This is a genomic window from Frankia sp. Mgl5, assembly GCF_023242985.1.
Taxonomy (GTDB): Bacteria; Actinomycetota; Actinomycetes; order Frankiales; family Frankiaceae; genus Parafrankia; species Parafrankia soli.
This window is the reverse complement of the sequence record NZ_JALKFY010000827.1, coordinates 1-16512: the sequence shown is the minus strand read 5'-3', so window position 1 is coordinate 16512 and position 16512 is coordinate 1. Positions and strand designations below refer to the sequence as shown.

Genomic DNA, 16512 nt, shown 5'->3' with positions numbered 1-16512 from the left:
GATGTCGGGCCGGATGCGGAGGAAGTCGATCGGCACCGGGCGTCAGGCACCGGCCCCGGGCTGGCGCGGCACCCGTTCCGGACGGACCCCGTCGACCTGCCCCAGCGAGGTCAGCGCGGCCACGGTGCGCAGCCAGGACATCGTCAGTTCGGCCCGTGACGCCTCGGACGTGCCCGGGTCGTCGAGGGCGTCCGCTACCGGGCGGACGACGCCGTCCGGCCCTGTCCAGGTCGGGCTGTAGGTGAGACCGACGACCATCCAGCCGAGCGCCGTGCGCCGTATCCGGGCGTGCAGGAGCGCGCCGTCCCGCTCCCGGTCCCGCCCGGCGGCGTCCACGCCCGGTTCGGTGACTGCTTTCCTGCCAGGGCCGCCGCCGGGGACGCCACCGGCACCGCCGCTGGAGCCGCCCGCTGCCGGGACGGTGATCGAGCCCGTCCCGTAGGCGACGTACTTGCCGTCGACGCGTTCGACCGGCAGCACCGTGCCGGTGCCGGTGCCCACGACCAGGTCAACGAGCGGGGAGTGGAGCAGTTCGCGCGCGGTCATCCGCTGCCGCTGCGTCGGCGCCGTCCCCGTCGGCGCTGTTCCTGCCGACGCGCTCCGCGCGGATTCGGCCTGGTCGGGGGCCCAGGACAGCGCGACCACGACGAGGCCGGCGCCGGCCTGGCGGGCGCGGGCGGCGTCCCGCAGGATCCGCGCCGGGTCCAGCTCGTTGACCGTCCAGCCGGGCGGGTCCGCTCCGGGTGAGCCGGGAGCGGGGTCGGTTCCGGCGTCCTCGGTGTAGGACAGCAGCGAGATCTGCGCGCCGCGCACGGGCAGCAGCGACAGGGTGGTGGCGTCCAGCGGCTCGCGGGCCGTGCCGCTGTGGTCGATCGCCGCGCCGTCGAGGGCGTCCAGCAGGCCGCGCACCCCGGCACCGCCCAGCCGGCCCGCCCGGCCGGACGCGGTGGCGCACGCGCCGAAACCCGCCTGCCGCAGGGCCTCGGCGATGACCTCCGGGTGGGCGGTGGGAGCCGGCCCGCGGCAGATCGCGAGGTCGGCGGAGGACAACAGGCTGCCGAGCGGTGCCAGCGCCGCGCGGGCACTGGACGGGTCGAGGACCAGGTCGCCGCTGAAGGTCAGGGTGAGCTCGGTCGTGTCCCCGGCATCGGACGGGTTGCCGGCCCGCGGTGGCCACACCGGCCCCGGCCGCTGACCGGCCGCAGCGCCCCAGGGGGGCTGTTCCGACTCGTCCGCCGTGGCGCCCCGCGTGGGTGGTCCCCCGGCGCTGCCTGCGGGCGGCGGGCCACCGGCCCGGCCAGGGCCGAGGGTCAGAACGTGCCGGGTCAGGACATCGGAGAAGAGCCCGAGGCCCAGCGCCGCCATCGCCAGGACGCAGACCGCCGCCACCAGGAGCCGCGCCTGCGGCGGGTCGTGCCGCGCCTGCGGCGGGTCGTGCCGCGCCGGCGGCGGGTCGTTGTGACCCGCCGCCGGCGGTGACTCGTGGCGTTCCGCGGCTCCCGCCGGCCCGGAACGGCCCGCCGGGCGAGGCGGGCCGCGGCGCGGGCCGCGTGCGGAGCGTCTGCGGGACATCGTTCCCATCGCCTGGGCCTGATCGGAGGGGTGGACCCCTCTCAACCTAGGCGATGGGTGTCGGCCTCACTACTTTTAGTAGCCGGATCCGGTGCTGATCGGATCTTGTCGGTGGTGAGGCCGATCCTGCTGTCAGACGGCGGCGTTCCCCTCGGCCGCCGAGATCGCCGGCACGGACTCGACGATCCGCGTCAGCATGGAGAGCAGAGCGGTGCGTTCGTCCGCCGAGAGCGGGGAGAGCAGGAGGTCGTTCATCCGCTCCACCCGCCCAGCGACGTGGCTGTGCGTCGATTCGCCGCGCTGCGTGAGCCGCAGTACGTTGCGGCGGCCGTCACGGGGATCGCGCACGCGGCGGATCAGCCCCCGCTGCACCAGCCGCGCGACCACGTCGGCGACGGTGGAGCGGTCCAGCGACGCCCGTTCGCCCAGCGTGCGCTGGTCGATGTCGGGGTCGGCGAGCAGGCTGTTGAGAACCACGAACTGTGGCGGGGTTGTCTCGGTGGACACAGTGGCGGTCCACAGTTGATATGTGACCTGCTGCAGACGGCGGGCAAGCTGTCCGGGGTGTGTCGACAGGTCTGCTACGGGCCGCGCGCGGCCGGGGTCGGTCTCCTCGGCCGGCCGTCTCGGTCCCGGGTATCGCTGGTTCACGGCGTCCTCACCGGTTTCGATGGTCACATGCTCGGTTCGTGCGGGCGGGGTCAGGGCTTCGTTCCATTCCGGGCTGGAGGGCGGGGACGTTCGAGCGCGCGACGGCAGGGCTTCGCGTTGGTCATCATCTCGCATCTCTACGCCCGTTGCCGGCAAGCCGGAGGAATCGAGCCAGGACGACCCCCCGGAACGGGTAACTCATCCGGCATGCGTCAAAACATCACTACTCGCCGAAAGATATCCGCCGACCGGTCATCGGTCGCCGCGCCGCGTGTCTCTCGTGGTGTCCGTAGGGTCTCACCGCCCGCGTCGACCGCGCCGCCGCACGGGCCGAGCTATGCCGGATGGACAGTTTCCACTGGCCCGACAGTGTCATCGCCGACAGCTCGGCGTAGCCCGTCAGGGCCGTTGTCGAAGCGCGGGACCAGCGGCTTCAAAGCACGCTCCGGCGCAGCACGGCGGCGTGTGGCGACTGCGGGAGTGCATATGTCCGCGGGACCTATGTCGGGAAATGTCGTCGGCGGCTACCGGATGGTGCGTACACTCCTCGCTCTGAGGGATGCGTACGTCACGCCCGTCCCGCGCGGGAACAACAAGGCGCACTTCTTCGTCTCGGCCGTGAACAACGGCCCGGGCGTGGGCGCCGGAGCGCCTTCCGACCGGCGTTCCGCGGAAGCGGTAGGCGGTGGAACGGCGTCGGCCGTGTGCAGTTGCCGCCGCCGGAAGACCGTGTGCGTACGTGTCGTGAACACGACATGGGGCCGGCTCTGTCACTGAGGTGCTGCCGCGCTGTTGTGTCCGAATTGACGGTGATGCGCCCGCGCGCCGCCCGATGCGGGGGGTCCCGGCACCGGATGCGGCCTTCGGGGAGTCAGGACGATCGGCGCGGGTACCCCGATGGTCATGGATGATGCGCCCCGCGGTCTGCGGGAAAGTCTCAAACGTGTCGCCGTGACGCTGAAAGAGGCGGAGATCCCCTTCGCGCTCGGCGGCAGCTACGCGTGCTGGGCCCGCGGCGGGCCGGAGCCCGTGCACGACGTGGACTTCATGCTCCGCGAGGCGGACGTCCCGCGTGCCGTGGAGGTTCTCTGCGGCGGTGGGCTGCGCCCGGTGGACCCGCCCGAGGACTGGCTGACCAAGGTCTTCGACGGCGACGTCCTGGTCGACCTGATCCATCACCCGGTCGGGCGGGCGGTCACCGACGAGATGCTGGCCCGCTCGAGCGAGATGTCCGTCGACTCGGTCCGGATGCCCGTCCTCGACGCCACCGACTGGTTCGAGATGACCCTGCTCGCCCTCGACGAGCGGTACTGCGACCTCGGTCGCGTGATCCCCATGATCCGCGCGATGCGCGAGCAGGTCGACTGGGAGCAGGTCCGCCGGGCCACCGCCGAGTCGCCGTTCGCCGAGGCCGCGCTGCTGGTCGCCACCCGGCTGAAGCTGATCCCACCGCACGTCGTCACCCCGCCGCGCGTCGCACGCGCCGTGGATGCCGCGGACGGGGTGGGTGTCGTGGGCGCCGCCGAGCCGGTCGCCGTCCTGGACGTCACCGAGCCGGCGGAGTACCTGGCCGGTGACCTGCACGAGCGCCTGGCGGAGGATCCGCGGGTCGCCGAGCTCGGCCTGGACGTCGCCGTCGGCCCGGAGGGGATCACCGTGCGCGGGGAGGTGGCCACCGAGGCCCGCCGCCGCGCGGTCGACGCGGTGCTGGCCGACGCCGTGCCCGGCCGGCCCGTCCGCAACGACGTCGTCGTGTCGAAGCGCGACTCACCGTCGACGATGGAGAGTGTGTCGTGATCCGGATCGCCGCGGTCGGGGACATCCACCTGGGCACCGACTCGCGTGGGTCCTTCGCGCCCTGCCTGGCCGGGATCGGCGACCTGGCCGACGTCCTCCTCGTCGCCGGTGACCTGACCCAGCACGGACGGGTGTCCGAGGCCGAGGTCGCCGCGGGCGAGCTCGCGACGTCGGAGATCCCGGTGATCGGCGTCCTCGGCAACCACGACCACCACAGCGATCAGGCCGACGAGGTGGCCGCCGTACTGGGGCAGGCCGGTGTCGAGATGCTCGAGGGCTCCGCGGCGCTGGTTCGGGCCGGCGGGTGCCGCCTCGGCGTCGCCGGGGTCAAGGGCTTCGGCGGAGGCTTCGCGGGCGCCAGCGGCAGCGACTTCGGAGAGCCGCAGATGAAGGCGTTCGTCCGGCACACCAAGGAGGTGAGCGCGGGTCTGCGAGCAGCCCTGGAGAGCCTGGAGTGCGACGTGCGGGTAGCTCTCACTCATTACGCGCCCGTCCCCGACACCCTCGCGGGCGAGCGGCCGGAGATCTTCCCCTTCCTCGGCAGCTACCACCTGGCGGAGGCGGTGGACGCCGGCGGCGCCCAGCTGGCACTGCACGGGCACGCCCACGGGGGGACGGAGAAGGGGCGGACGGCCGGTGGTGTCCCGGTGCGCAATGTGGCCCGTCCGGTGATCGGGAAGGCGTTCGCGCTGTACGAGGTGAGCGCCCGGCTCGACCCGGCCGCGGCGGTTCCGGCCTCCGTCTAGGCACCTTCCCCCGCGTTTCGGGTACCAGAGGGCTGAGGGCTTCACGAGGAACGCGACGAAGGCATCACGAGGAAAGAGGACGCCGCATGTCGATGGATCGTGGCAGCGCCAAGCACGGGCCCAAGCGCGACGAGCTGATGGCCCACGAGGTCGCGGGCATCGTCCGCGCGCGCCGGGACACCCGAGCAGGGGAATGGAGGTCACCGGAACCGCCTGGCGAGGACGCCCCCGCGCTCGCCTCCCGCCCGGACAGCGCCGGCGTCCTCGGCAGTGCTCCGCCCGGGATGACGACGGTGGACGTCGAGGAACGCTCGGAGCTGGCCCGCTGGCTCGGGCGCGCGGTCTTCCCCGCCGAGCGGGACGAGGTGATGGACCACCTGCGCCACCAGCACGCGCCGGACCGGGTGGTCGACGAGGTCCGCGCGGCGCCCGAGGGGGTCCAGTTCACCTCGCTGGGCCAGCTCTGGCGCGCGTTGCGCGATGACTCACACGTCGAGTCGCACCGGTACTGAGCCCGCGCCGGGCAGGGCACGCGGGCGAGTCGCGGGTGCGGGGCGCTGGCGCCGTAAACCGGGAACCGGGGTGAGGAACGTCGCGGGTGAGGGGGCACATCGGTGGGCGAGGCAGGCATGACGCTCCGGAGCACGGGCACAGACGCTGGCATGGATGGTCCTGTCCTGGAACGACGCTCCCGCCCGCGGCGCCGGCCCTTCGGCGGCCCGCAGGTACCCAGCCCGATCGGCGTGCGCCCCGACCCCGTCGACGCGGAGGGCGCGCGTGCGCCCGCACCGGCCCGTCAGGCACCGGCTCGCCCCGCTTCGGCTGGTGGGGCACCGGCCCGCCAGGCACCGGCCCGACAAGCTTCGGCTCGCCCGGCCACGGCTCGCCCGGCCACGGCTCGCCCGGCCACGGCTCGCCCGGCCACGGCCGGCGCGGCTTCGGCTCGCCGGGTTTCGGGTCGTCCGGCTCCGGCCCGGTCCGCGGCCGCGCGGCGCGGGAACGGGGTGTCCGGGTGGGTGGGCGCGCATCCGGTCGCCTTCGGGCTTGTCGGCGCGGGTGTTCTGCTCGTCGCCTCGGCACTGGTGGGCGCGCTGGACCTGTTCGCGGTGGGGGCCGTCTTCGGATTCTGGACGCTGATCGCCGCGACGGGGCTGGTGCTCGGCCGTCCAGGCGTCGACTGGCGGATCCCGACCGAGGAGATCCGGGCCGGTGCCCGCCGCGCCGCCGTCGTCGGCCGGCGGGAGGCCGCCCGGGTGGCCCGCGGGCTGGCACGGACGGGAGGTACGACAGCCCGCCGCGTCCAGCGCCGGGCACGGCGCGACCGTCCGGCCGGCGACTAGTGGGCCACTGGCGGCTGGCCGGCGACCAGTGGTGGTCCGGTGACCAGCCGTCAGTGGCTGGCCATGGCCCACCCGCCGGCGGGGCCGTTAATTACTTTACGTAGTTGGAGTGGCGCGCAAACCGCCATGCCAAGGCGTGCCGGACCGCAGAGGTGGGTAGGGGACAGCCATGGCTGGGACCTTGGGCGGTGTGTGCGGGCCGGGATCCTCCGACCTGCTGGCAACATTGGCGGACGGCCTCGACGAGCGGGAGCGCGACGAGACCCTGCAGATCATCACCAGGCGGCTCAACGCGGAGCGCGCGGCCGCCGTCGGCGGTCAACGCGACCGCCAGGTGGATGTCGGCACCCGTAGCCGAGCCGCACGCACGCACCGCCGCCCGCCGCCCGCCGCCCGCACGACCCGCCCGCACGACGACGCTCATCCCTAACCGGGACGCACTCACCCCTGGCGTGATTCCAACACAACCGTGGCGGCTGAGTGAGTCCATGGACACTCTCAGCCGCCACACATTGTTTCGGTCGGCCCGACCGGGGCCTGGCTTGACTGCCGGGCCCCGAACCTGCTTGCGGTGGTGTGGCTGTCAGCCGCAGCAGCCGCCGCCGCAGCATGCTCCGCCGCCCCCGGTGGCCGGCGCCGTGGCCATCGCGGGCGCGGACGCGCCGCGGCTCACCGCGACCGCGGAGAAGACCCGTGAGGTCTCGGCGTGGCCGGCGGGGCAGGGCGCCGGTGCGGTCGTGTCACTGTTCATTCCGCGGCGGACCTCGAAGGACGCGTCGCAGACACGGCATCGGTACTCGTATGCGGGCACCGGCCAAGGATAGGCCGGCGATCGGCCGCGGCGCCGGCCGATCGCCCACCCGGAGCATGCGCCTGTCAGGGGTGCCTGATCAGAGGCGCTCGATGATGGTCGCGTTCGCGAGGCCGCCCGCCTCGCACATCGTCTGCAGCCCGAACCGGCCGCCGGTCTGGTGCAGCGCGTGCACGAGGGTCGTCATGATCCGGGCGCCGCTGGCGCCGAGCGGGTGGCCGAGCGCGATCGCGCCGCCCCGGGCGTTGACCTTCTCCGCGGGTGCGCCGATCTCGGCGCGCCAGTCCAGCACGACCGCGGCGAAGGCCTCGTTCACCTCGAACAGGTCGATGTCGTCCAGGCTCAGGCCCGAGCGCTCCAGCACCCGGCGGGTGGCGGGGATGACGCCGCGCAGCATCAGGAACGGGTCGTCGCCGACGACGGCGAAGCTGTGCAGCCGGGCGAGCGGGCGCAGCCCCAGTTCGCGGGCCCGCTCCGAGGTGGTGATCAGCAGCGCGGCGGAGCCGTCGCTGATCTGCGAGGCGTTGCCGGCCGTCACGTTCCAGCCGATCTCCGGGAAACGCGCGGCGGTGGCCTCGTCGTAGAAGGCCGGGCGCAGACCCGCGAGGGCCTGCGTGCTCGACGCCGGGCGGATGCCCTCGTCGGCGGAGAACTCGACGACCGACCCGTCCGGCCCGGTGACCTTCACCGGCGCGATCTCCGGGGTGAACAGGCCGTCCCGGGCCGCGGCGGCGGCGCGCTGGTGGCTGGCGAGGGCGAACTCGTCCATCTCGGCACGGCCGAGGCCCCGCCGCGCGCCGATCAGCTCGGCGCTGATGCCCTGCGAGATCAGCCCGTCCGGGTAGCGGGCGTTGATCCGGGTGCCGTGGCTGTCTCCGGGGAGCGTCGCCGAGCCCATCGGGACCCGCCCCATCGACTCGACGCCACAGGCCAGAACCATGTCGTAGGCGCCGGCGATGACGCCCTGCGCGGCGAAGTGGACGGCCTGCTGGGACGAGCCGCACTGGCGGTCGACGGTGGTCCCGGGCACCGACTCGGGCAGTCCGGCGGCCAGGGTCGCCCAGCGGGCGATGTTCGCGGCCTGCTCCCCGCTCTGGGTCACGCAGCCGGCGATGACGTCGTCGATCAGCGCCGGATCGACGCCGGACCGCTCGACGGCCGCGGAGATGCTGTGCGCCAGCAGGTCGATGGGGTGGACGGGGGCGAGGCTGCCGCTGGCGCGTCCCCGCCCGATCGGGGACCGCACCGCTTCGACGACGACGGCGTCACGCATCGGAGGCTCCTTCTCCAAGAGTGAGTTCGAAAACCAAACTCACTGGTGTTCCCAGTGTGCGCGTAGTTAGTTGGAAAAGGCAACTGATGGAGCCGTGGCCGCCGGCCGGGCGGATCGCTCGGGTGCGGGTCCCGGGCGGCGTCGGGGAGCGCGCATACCCTGATGTGCATGACGGATTCGCGATCATGAACGATTTCGGATCATGAGCGAGTCCGGGGGAGGCGCGGCCCCGCCGGTGGTCGCGTGGATCGAGCGCGACACCGCCACCGACCGCGAAACCGATACCGCCACCGCCACCGCCACCGACCGCGACACCGACACCGGGATGGCCACGGTTCTGATCGAGAGCCGGATCAGGGGGACCGTCGTCGGGCTGGACCCGGCCGGCGCGGTGGTGCTGTCGGTCGGCGACCCGACCGCGGTGATCTCCCCGCGGTCCACGGTGAAGCCGATGCAGGCCGTCGGGATGCTGCTCGCCGGGCTCGACGCGGCGTTCGGCTCCGGTGCGGGCGCCGCTTCCCGTGCTACCGCCGTTTCCGGTGCGGGCGATCCCGCCTCCGGCGTCGGAGATTCCGGCTCCGGCGATCCCGACCGCGGGGCCGCCTCCGAGCGGGGCGACGGAATCCCGTCCGAGCTGCTGGCGATCGTGTCCTCCTCGCACAGCGGTGAGCCCGAGCAGCTGGCGGCCGTGCGGGCCGTGCTCGCGGCGGCCGGGCGCGGCGAGGACGCCCTGGCCTGCCCCGCCGACCTCCCCATCGGGCGGCTCGCCCACGAGCGGCACCTGGCCGCCGGCGGCGGGCCCGAACGGCTGTTGATGAACTGCTCCGGCAAGCACGCCGGGATGATCGCCACCTGCGTCGCGGCCGGGTGGCCGGTGGCCGGCTACACCGACCCGGCGCATCCGCTGCAGCGTCGGATCCGGGCCGTGATCGAGGAGCTCACCGGTGCCACGATCACGTCCACCGCGGTGGACGGCTGCGGTGCTCCGCTGTTCGGCATCCCGCTGCTCGGCCTCGCCCGCGGGATGCGCGAGATCGCCCTCGCCGCCGCCGGCCCGCGCTCGCCTCGGCAGCGCGTCGCGGCGGCGATGCGGGCCTTCCCGGCCCTCATCGGCGGTCCGGGGCGACCGGACACGGAGCTGATGCTCGCCGCCCCGTGGATCATCGCGAAGGATGGCGCCGAGGGGGTCACCGTCGCGGCGACGGCGGCGGGGTACGCGGTGGCGGTCAAGATCGAGGACGGCTCCCAGCGTGCGGCTATGCCGGTCCTGGTCACCGCGCTGCGCCGCATCGGCGCGCTCGACCCCACCCCGGGCCCGGGCGCCGCCGTGGGCCTGGACGCCGGCAGGCTCGACGCCCTGGCCGCTCCCGCGGTGCTCGGTGGCGGGGTGCCGGTCGGTCGGCTGCGCCCGTTCCTGCCGTCCGCCTCCTGAGGTGTTCGGCCGTCCGGCTTGCCGGCCCCGGTCCCGTCGGGGCCCGGCCGTGGTGGTTCAGTGAGTGCCGGTGAGCGCGGGCCGGTGAGCGGGTTCCAGGCTTCCGGCCGCGGTGCCCGTCCGGTGTCCGGGGGTTGGCGGGCGCTTGGTCAGGTGGTTTGACGTGCCTGAAAGCGGTGTCGCGTGCGCGTGATGGCGTGGGTGTGCAATGCTGTCCGTCACATAAGCCTCACTCTGGGACATGGTCTGGGGGCGGGAGTAGCCCGGACGGTTCGTCCGGTGACACATCAGGCGACACGCGTGATCTGCTTTACAGGATGGGGATATGTCCGACAACTCGATGATCGCCGCCCAGGTCGCGACGCTCGTCGACGAACCGGGAGTCACCGAACGCCTGACCGTGACCGGCCCCCCGGACGTCCTGCCGAGCCTTTACCGGGTGACAACCATTGCGACGGCCAGCGTCGCCGCCGCGTCCGTCGGCGCGGGCCGGTTACTGGCCGCGCGCAACGGGAGCCCGTCCCAGCCGGCGGTCACCGTTGACACCCGGCACGCCAGCGCGGCCTTCCGCAGCGAGCGGTACCTGCGGCTCGACGGACGTCCGCTGCCCAACCCCTGGGACCCGATCTCGGGCTACTACCGGACGGCCGACGACCGGTGGATCCAGCTGCACTGCAACTTCCCGCATCATCGCAACGGCATTCTGGAACTGCTCGACACGCCGAACGACCGGGCGGCGGTCGAGCGGTCGGTGGCCCGTTTCGAGGCCGAGTCCCTCGAGCTCGAGCTCCAGGCGATGGGGATGTGCGCCACGATGGCGCGTGACGAGGACGAGTGGCGGGCGCACCGGCAGGCCAAGGCCGTCGCCGAGCTGCCCGTGCTGGAGACCGAGCGGATCGGGGACGCCCCCGCGCTGCGGCCCGAGCCGGCGGACCTGCCGGCCGAGGGTATCCGCGTGGTGGACATGACGCGGGTCATCGCCGGCCCGGTCTGCGGGCGGACGCTGGCCGCCCACGGCGCCGAGGTGTTGCGGGTCGGCGCCGCGCATCTGCCGGAGGTCCGGTCGGCGCTGATGGACACCGGGTTCGGCAAGCGCAACACCTTCCTGAACCTGCGCGTCGCCGCGGACGCCCGCCGACTGCAGGAGCTCGTCTCGACGGCGGACGTCGTGCTCCAGGCGTACCGCCCGCGCGCCCTGGACAGGCTGGGCTTCGGTCCGGACGCGCTGGCGCGCCTGCGCCCGGGGATCGTCGTCGCGACGATCAGCGCCTACGGCCGGAGCGGGCCGTGGAGCGGCCTGCGGGGCTTCGACAGCCTGGTCCAGACGGCGTCGGGCATCTCGTGGGCGGAGGCTGAGGCCAGCGGGGAGGAAGCGCCCCGTCCGCTGCCCGCCCAGGCTCTCGACCACGCGACCGGGTATCTGGCGGCGCACGGCGTGCTGTCGGCGCTGGCCCGGCGCGCGGTGGAGGGCGGCAGCTGGCAGGTGCGGGTCTCGCTGGCCCAGACCGGTCGGTGGTTGCAGAGCCTCGGCCACCACGACACCCTCGCCGCCCCGGACCCGACCCGGGCCGACGCGGAGGAGTTCTGCCGGCGCCTGCGCAGCGAGTTCGGGGAGCTCTCCTACGTGGCCCCACCGGGAACGGTCGACGGCCGGGCACCGGCCTGGACGATGGCGCCCGCCTCGCTGGGCACCAGCCCGCCCGACTGGGAGCCCCGCCCGGCCTGACCGCCCGGCCCGGGCGTGCGGCCCGATCGGGCCGTTCGTGCCATGCGGCAGGTCGACGTCGCGTAGGACTGGGTCTGCGACATCTCGGCGGCGGGTGGGACGGGCTCCGTGGACTCCGGGCCGCGGCCGGGCCTCCCCCTCGGCTCGCCGTCGAGAATCAGGTGCCGGACTGCCCGCGGGCGGCGGTGAAACCGGAGGAGAGACAGCATGATCAGGCGACCGGCCCTGGGCGCGATCGTCGCCGCCGCCATGACGGTGATGATCGTCGCGGCCTGCGGCGGTGACGGTGTCTCCTCGTCCGGCGATCGCCGCCGGACGGTCACCATCGGGTTCCAGGGCGTGCTGTCGGGCGACGACGAGCAGCTGGGCGTCAACGCCCTCTACGGGGTGCGCACGGCGATCGAGGAGATCAACGCGGACGCCAGCCTGCCGTTCCGGGTCGAGCTCGTCTCCTCCGACGACGGTGGGTCACCCGAGCGGGCGCCGGCCGCCGCGCGCAGGCTCATCGACGACTCCGACGCGGTGGCCGTCATCGGCCCGATGCTCTCGGACGCGACGGAGGCCAGCGAGCCGTTCTACAGCGAGGCCGGCCTGCTCTCGGTCAGCCCGTCCGCCACCGCCCCGGCGCTCACCGACCTCGGCTTCACCACCTTCTACCGGGTCGTCGCCCCCGACTCCGTGCAGGGCCGGGCCGCGGCCGACTACATCTCCACCGTCCTCGACGCGGGGAAGGTGTACTCGGTCGACGACCGCAGCGAGTACGGCATCGGCCTGTCGACCGCGCTGGAGGCGGAGCTGTTCTCCGACGGCGTCGACGTCGTCCACGGCGGCGTCGACCCGGCCCGGGACTACACCCGCGAGGCAGCGAAGATCATCGCTGAGGCGCCGGACGTACTCTTCTACTCCGGTCAGTACGCCGACTTCGCGCTGCTCAACAAGGCGCTCGAGGACGGTGGCTTCACGGGCACCGTCATGGGCGGGGACGCGACCCGCGACCCGGACTTCGTCACGCGGACGGGCGCGGCTGCCGCCGAGGGCGCCTACTTCTCGTGCGCCTGCAGCGACGTCGACACCGACTCGGCGGCGAAGGAGTTCGTGGCCTCGTACAAGGACGTCAACGGCGGGGCGTTGCCCGGGACCTACTCGGGGGAGGCCTACGACGCCACCTGGGCCGTCGTCGACGTCCTGAAGCGGCTCGGGAACAACATCAGCCGGGAGTCCGTCGCGCGGGCCTTCCGCACCGTCAGCTGGGACGGCCTCACCAGGAAGATCGAGTTCGAGGAGAACGGCGAGCTCAAGCGCTCGACCGTCTACCTGTACAAGGTGCAGGACGGCGAGATCACGGACCTTGGACGGATCTCGGACCTGATCGGCTCCTGACACTCGTCCGTCGTCCGTCGTCCGTCGTCCGTCGTCCGTCGTCCGTCGTCCGTCGGCGGTGCTCCCGTTTCGGTGCGTGGCCTCGTCTGGCCTGGTCGCTGTTGGCAAGGGACGATGTGCTCTCCGTGTCGCGTCCCGCGGAGAGAGGGCAGGCCGCCGAATGATCGTTCCTACCGAATGATCGCGTCCACGCCCACGGCGGTGCCCTCGGGCACGAGCCTCGGCCGGCTGGCCGAGCTGTCCATCGAGCGGACCGGCGGCACCGGTCCGCTGATCTTCGAGGAGCAGCGCTGGACGGCCGCGCAGCTCGCGGCCCGCGCCCGGCGCCTGGCCGGCGGGCTGCGCGCGGCCGGGCTCGCGCCGAGGGACAGGGTCGCGGTCTGCATGGCGAACTGTCCCGAGGTCGGCATCACCTACCAGGCGGCCTGGTGGGCCGGCGCGGCCGTCACACCGGTGCTGTTCCTGCTCGGGGAGACGGACCTGCGTCACGTGCTGGCCGACAGCGCCGCCTCGTTCGTCGTGACCACCCCGGACTTCCTGGACAAGGTCCGCGCGGCGGCCCGGGGCCTGCCCGCGCTGCGTGCCGTCGTGCTGGCCGAGCAGGCCGAGCCCGCGCCCGCGCCCGCCGACCGCGCCGGGCCACCGGTGCTGCTGTTCGCCGAGCTGGAGGCCCCGGCCGAGTCCGACCTGGTGGACGTCGACCCGTCCGGTATGGCCGCGCTGCTCTACACCGGGGGGACGACGGGGCGCGCCCGGGGCGTGGTGCTCTCCCATGACAACGTCTCGGCGGCCGCGTGGGCGGTGCACTCGATGCGGCTGGGCGAGGGCCTGCCCGGCCTGCTGCCCCTGCCGATGTCGCATGTCTACGGGATGACCGTGAGCGTCATGGCCACCTACGCCGAGACGCCGGCGACGGCTGTCCTGATGCGCTGGTTCGAGCCCGTCCGGTTCCTGGAGCTGGTGGTGGAGCACCAGGTGGCGCAGACGGCGATCGTCCCCGCCATGGCCCGGATGATCCTGGACCAGGATCTCGACGGCTACGACCTGTCGTCGCTGCGCCAGGTGGTCTCCGGGAGCTCGGCGCTGCCGCGTGAGGTGGCCGACGAATGGGCGCGCCGGCTGCCCGGGGTCGAGCTCGTGGAGGGCTACGGCTGCACCGAGGCGTCGGCGATCGTCACGGTGATGCCACCGGGGCGGACCCGGCTGGGCAGCGTCGGCCGCCCGGCACCCGGCGTCGAGCTCCGGATCGAGGCCCTGAACGCCACCGACGGCGACCATGACGGCCCGCCCGGGGGAGCGGGTGGTTCGCCAGTCGGGGAGATCTGCGTGCGCGGGCCGGGCGTCATGCTGGGCTACTGGCGTGATCCCGCGGCGACCGCGCAAACGATCCGTACCGGATGGCTGCACACCGGCGACGTCGGCCGCCTTGACCGGGACGGCTTCCTGTACCTCGTCGACCGGATGAAGGATCTGATCATCCGTGGCGGGTTCAACATCTACCCGCGGGACGTCGAGGACGCGCTGCGGGAGCACCCGGACGTCGCCGAGGTGGCCGTGGTGGGCCGCCCCGACCGCCGGCTCGGCGAGGAGATCGTCGCGTTCGTCCAGCTCGGCCCGGGCCCGGGCCCGGGCGCGGGCGCGGGCGTCTCGGCGGAGGCACTTGTCCGGTTCGGGCGGGAGCGGCTCGGGCCGCTGCGGTACCCGCGTGAGGTGCGGATCGTCCCGGCGGTCCCGCTCACCAGCATGCTCAAGACAGACCGGGCGGCCCTGCGGGCGATGCTCACGCCGTCAGTTCCGCCGGCTTCGCGGGCGCCGTCGGCGCACGGCTCGTCACCCTCGTCGGCCCTGTCCCCAGGGGATTCCGACTCCGTCGCGCGGCACGGCGGGCCTGTTGGACCGGTGCCGCGAGTTTCGTCGTAGGGTGAGGCTGACTGAACCTTCCACTAACGTAAGGGTTATTCGTCTCCCATGGTGCGGTCGCCGCTCAACGGAGTTTTCTCGCCCCCGGGCCGCCTGACGGGCCGGGCGGCCGTGGTGACCGGTGCCTCCAGCGGCATCGGTCACGCGATCGCGCTCGACCTCGCCGCCGCCGGGGCATCCGTCCTGGCCACGGGGCGGGACGGCGCGGCATTGTCCCAACTCGCGCGCACGGCCGCCGCCGGCCGGGTCGACCTGCGCGTCTTCGCCACCGAGATCACCGACGCCGACGGCCGGGAGCGGCTCGTCGAGACGGCCCGGGCGGAGCTCGGGGAGATCTCCGTGCTGGTCCACTCGGCCGGGGTCTACCACAGCGGTCCGATGACGATGGCGAGTCTCGCCGACCTTGACGATCAGTACGCGGTCAACCTGCGGGCCCCGTATGCGCTGACCCAGCTGCTGCTACCCGATCTCACTCGCACGCTGGGCGACATCATCTTCGTCAACTCCACCCAGGGCCTGTCAGCGAGCCCGGAGGTCGGCCAGTACGCCGCGACGAAGCACGCGCTGCGCGCGATCGCGGACAGCCTGCGCGGCGAGCTGGGGCCGAAGGGGCCGCGGGTCTGCACCATCCTGCCTGGTCGGACGGCCACCGCGATGCAACGGAAGATCTTCGAGACGGAGGGTCGGGACTGGGATCCCGAGGCCCTCATGCAGCCCGAGGACGTCGCGGCGATGGTGCTCTCGGTCGTGGAGCTGCCGCGTCGCGTCGAGGTGACCGACATCGTGATGCGACCGGCGCAAAAGGTCTCCTGATCCGGCGAGAGCATATTGTTCTCCGGGTTCGGTGCGAATTACGCTGGAATTCCACGAGGATTTCCGCGGCGGTGCCGCCTCAACGGCTGGTTGGCCGTGAAGGCAACCGTTGGTGAACGTCCCACGGATTCAAAGGGAGCTCCCCGCGGGGGTGCGAGGCTTGCTGCGCTGACCCCGCAACGACAGGAGTTCCCATGTCCAGAGCGGCCAGGATCCTTGGCGCTCTCGCGGTCGCCGCCGCAGCTTTGCTGGGCACGTCGACCGCCGCCTCCGCGGCGACACATGAACCCGTCATCTTCGTCTACGGATTCAACGGATCGACATCCACCTGGACCGACATGGTCGCCGACTTCCAGGCCAACGGCTGGTCGTCGTCCGACCTGGTCATTTTCGGCTATGACTCGCACCAGTCGAACGTGACGACCGCGAACCAGCTGGCCGCCACAGTCTCCTCCGTGCGCAGCGCGACCGGCGCGGCCAAGGTGGACCTCGTCACCCACTCCATGGGCGCGCTGTCCTCGCGCTATTACCTCAAGAACCTCGGCGGGACGTCCGTCGTCGACGACTTCGTGTCGCTGGGTGGCCCGAACCACGGGACCAGCACCGCGACCCTGTGCGGATGGCTCTACACGGCCTGCTCGGAGATGAGCCCGGGATCGTCCTTCCTGAACACCCTGAACTCCGGTGACGAGACTCCGGGCGCGGTCAACTACGGTACGTGGTGGTCGTCCTGCGACGACACCATCAATCCGGATTCCAGCGTCGCCCTCTCGGGTGCCACGAACACCGCCGCCGGCTGCCTCGGCCATTCCGAGCTGCACGACGACAACACCGTGGCCAGCCAGGTCAGAGCCTTCATCGGCTGAGCCGGGCTGAGCCACCGAGCGGGCGGCTCACGAGCGATCCTGGTCCGGGCGCCGGGGGGTGGCGGGCGGCCCCCGGCGGGCGGGGGGGGCGACCCCGACCGGGGGCGCCCCCGCCGCCGCCGTCCGCGCCCGACTGACGCCCTGGGCCTACCAGGCCCCGGTCCTGATCTCCCTGCTCGTCTTCG

The 16512-nt window shown here is 73.2% G+C and carries 15 protein-coding genes; 11 read left to right on the top strand and 4 right to left on the bottom strand.

Annotation, left to right across the window (positions count from 1 at the left end; translation table 11 throughout):
- Positions 1–42: 42 nt before the first annotated feature.
- Positions 43–1572, bottom strand: coding sequence for a CapA family protein (locus tag MXD62_RS33955; protein ID WP_248833441.1), 1530 nt, complete (start codon positions 1570–1572; stop codon positions 43–45).
- A 132-nt stretch (positions 1573–1704) separates the two neighbouring features.
- The gene (locus MXD62_RS33950) at positions 1705–2079 is read right to left on the bottom strand and encodes a MarR family winged helix-turn-helix transcriptional regulator (protein ID WP_230202790.1); all 375 of its coding nucleotides are present in this window, start codon (positions 2077–2079) and stop codon (positions 1705–1707) included.
- Between the two features lie 1095 nt (positions 2080–3174).
- Here MXD62_RS33950 and MXD62_RS33945 point away from each other — a divergent pair.
- From MXD62_RS33945 to MXD62_RS33925, 5 genes are all read left to right on the top strand, one after another.
- Positions 3175–4020 carry a phospholipid-binding protein gene (locus MXD62_RS33945; protein ID WP_368862492.1) on the top strand — a complete coding sequence of 282 codons (846 nt, stop codon included), beginning with the start codon at positions 3175–3177 and terminating at the stop codon, positions 4018–4020.
- Complete coding sequence (locus MXD62_RS33940; protein ID WP_248833439.1) at positions 4017–4766, top strand: metallophosphoesterase; 750 nt, start codon at positions 4017–4019, stop codon at positions 4764–4766. The genes MXD62_RS33945 and MXD62_RS33940 overlap by 4 nt, the downstream gene beginning before the upstream one ends.
- An 86-nt stretch (positions 4767–4852) precedes the next feature.
- Entirely contained in the window at positions 4853–5278 is a 426-nt protein-coding gene (locus tag MXD62_RS33935) for a DUF2795 domain-containing protein (protein WP_248833438.1), read from the top strand.
- A gap of 504 nt (positions 5279–5782) precedes the next feature.
- Positions 5783–6106, top strand: a complete 324-nt coding sequence (locus MXD62_RS33930) for a hypothetical protein (RefSeq protein WP_248833437.1) — start codon at positions 5783–5785, stop codon at positions 6104–6106.
- 169 nt (positions 6107–6275) lie between these two features.
- Positions 6276–6536 carry a hypothetical protein gene (locus tag MXD62_RS33925; protein ID WP_248833436.1) on the top strand — a complete coding sequence of 87 codons (261 nt, stop codon included), beginning with the start codon at positions 6276–6278 and terminating at the stop codon, positions 6534–6536.
- A 153-nt stretch (positions 6537–6689) separates the two neighbouring features.
- Here the strand turns inward: MXD62_RS33925 and MXD62_RS33920 are convergent, their stop codons facing one another.
- Complete coding sequence (locus tag MXD62_RS33920; RefSeq protein ID WP_083391270.1) at positions 6690–6917, bottom strand: zinc ribbon domain-containing protein; 228 nt, start codon at positions 6915–6917, stop codon at positions 6690–6692.
- Between the two features lie 79 nt (positions 6918–6996).
- Positions 6997–8190, bottom strand: a complete 1194-nt coding sequence (locus tag MXD62_RS33915; RefSeq protein WP_112105686.1) for a thiolase family protein — start codon at positions 8188–8190, stop codon at positions 6997–6999.
- Between the two features lie 202 nt (positions 8191–8392).
- Here MXD62_RS33915 and MXD62_RS33910 point away from each other — a divergent pair, with 202 nt between their 5' ends.
- From MXD62_RS33910 to MXD62_RS33885, 6 genes are all read left to right on the top strand, one after another.
- Positions 8393–9622, top strand: a complete 1230-nt coding sequence (locus MXD62_RS33910; RefSeq protein ID WP_248833435.1) for an asparaginase — start codon at positions 8393–8395, stop codon at positions 9620–9622.
- Positions 9623–9947: 325 nt separating this feature from the next.
- Complete coding sequence (locus MXD62_RS33905; protein WP_248833434.1) at positions 9948–11348, top strand: CoA transferase; 1401 nt, start codon at positions 9948–9950, stop codon at positions 11346–11348.
- 207 nt (positions 11349–11555) lie between these two features.
- Entirely contained in the window at positions 11556–12728 is a 1173-nt protein-coding gene (locus MXD62_RS33900) for a branched-chain amino acid ABC transporter substrate-binding protein (protein WP_248833433.1), read from the top strand.
- Between the two features lie 177 nt (positions 12729–12905).
- Positions 12906–14648 (top strand): class I adenylate-forming enzyme family protein, encoded by a 1743-nt coding sequence (locus MXD62_RS33895; protein ID WP_248833432.1) that lies wholly within the window; start codon positions 12906–12908, stop codon positions 14646–14648.
- Positions 14649–14696: 48 nt separating this feature from the next.
- Positions 14697–15461, top strand: a complete 765-nt coding sequence (locus tag MXD62_RS33890; protein WP_248833431.1) for an SDR family oxidoreductase — start codon at positions 14697–14699, stop codon at positions 15459–15461.
- A gap of 194 nt (positions 15462–15655) precedes the next feature.
- Positions 15656–16327 (top strand): triacylglycerol lipase, encoded by a 672-nt coding sequence (locus MXD62_RS33885; protein WP_248833430.1) that lies wholly within the window; start codon positions 15656–15658, stop codon positions 16325–16327.
- Positions 16328–16512 lie beyond the last annotated feature (185 nt).

Coding starts and splice junctions, on each gene's coding strand:
- MXD62_RS33955 (WP_248833441.1), bottom strand. CDS start 1,572: ATGTCCCGCAGACGCTCCGCACGCGGCCCGCGCCGCGGCCCGCCTCGC.
- MXD62_RS33935 (WP_248833438.1), top strand. CDS start 4,853: ATGTCGATGGATCGTGGCAGCGCCAAGCACGGGCCCAAGCGCGACGAG.
- MXD62_RS33925 (WP_248833436.1), top strand. CDS start 6,276: ATGGCTGGGACCTTGGGCGGTGTGTGCGGGCCGGGATCCTCCGACCTG.
- MXD62_RS33915 (WP_112105686.1), bottom strand. CDS start 8,190: ATGCGTGACGCCGTCGTCGTCGAAGCGGTGCGGTCCCCGATCGGGCGG.
- MXD62_RS33910 (WP_248833435.1), top strand. CDS start 8,393: ATGAGCGAGTCCGGGGGAGGCGCGGCCCCGCCGGTGGTCGCGTGGATC.
- MXD62_RS33905 (WP_248833434.1), top strand. CDS start 9,948: ATGTCCGACAACTCGATGATCGCCGCCCAGGTCGCGACGCTCGTCGAC.
- MXD62_RS33900 (WP_248833433.1), top strand. CDS start 11,556: ATGATCAGGCGACCGGCCCTGGGCGCGATCGTCGCCGCCGCCATGACG.
- MXD62_RS33895 (WP_248833432.1), top strand. CDS start 12,906: ATGATCGCGTCCACGCCCACGGCGGTGCCCTCGGGCACGAGCCTCGGC.
- MXD62_RS33890 (WP_248833431.1), top strand. CDS start 14,697: ATGGTGCGGTCGCCGCTCAACGGAGTTTTCTCGCCCCCGGGCCGCCTG.
- MXD62_RS33885 (WP_248833430.1), top strand. CDS start 15,656: ATGTCCAGAGCGGCCAGGATCCTTGGCGCTCTCGCGGTCGCCGCCGCA.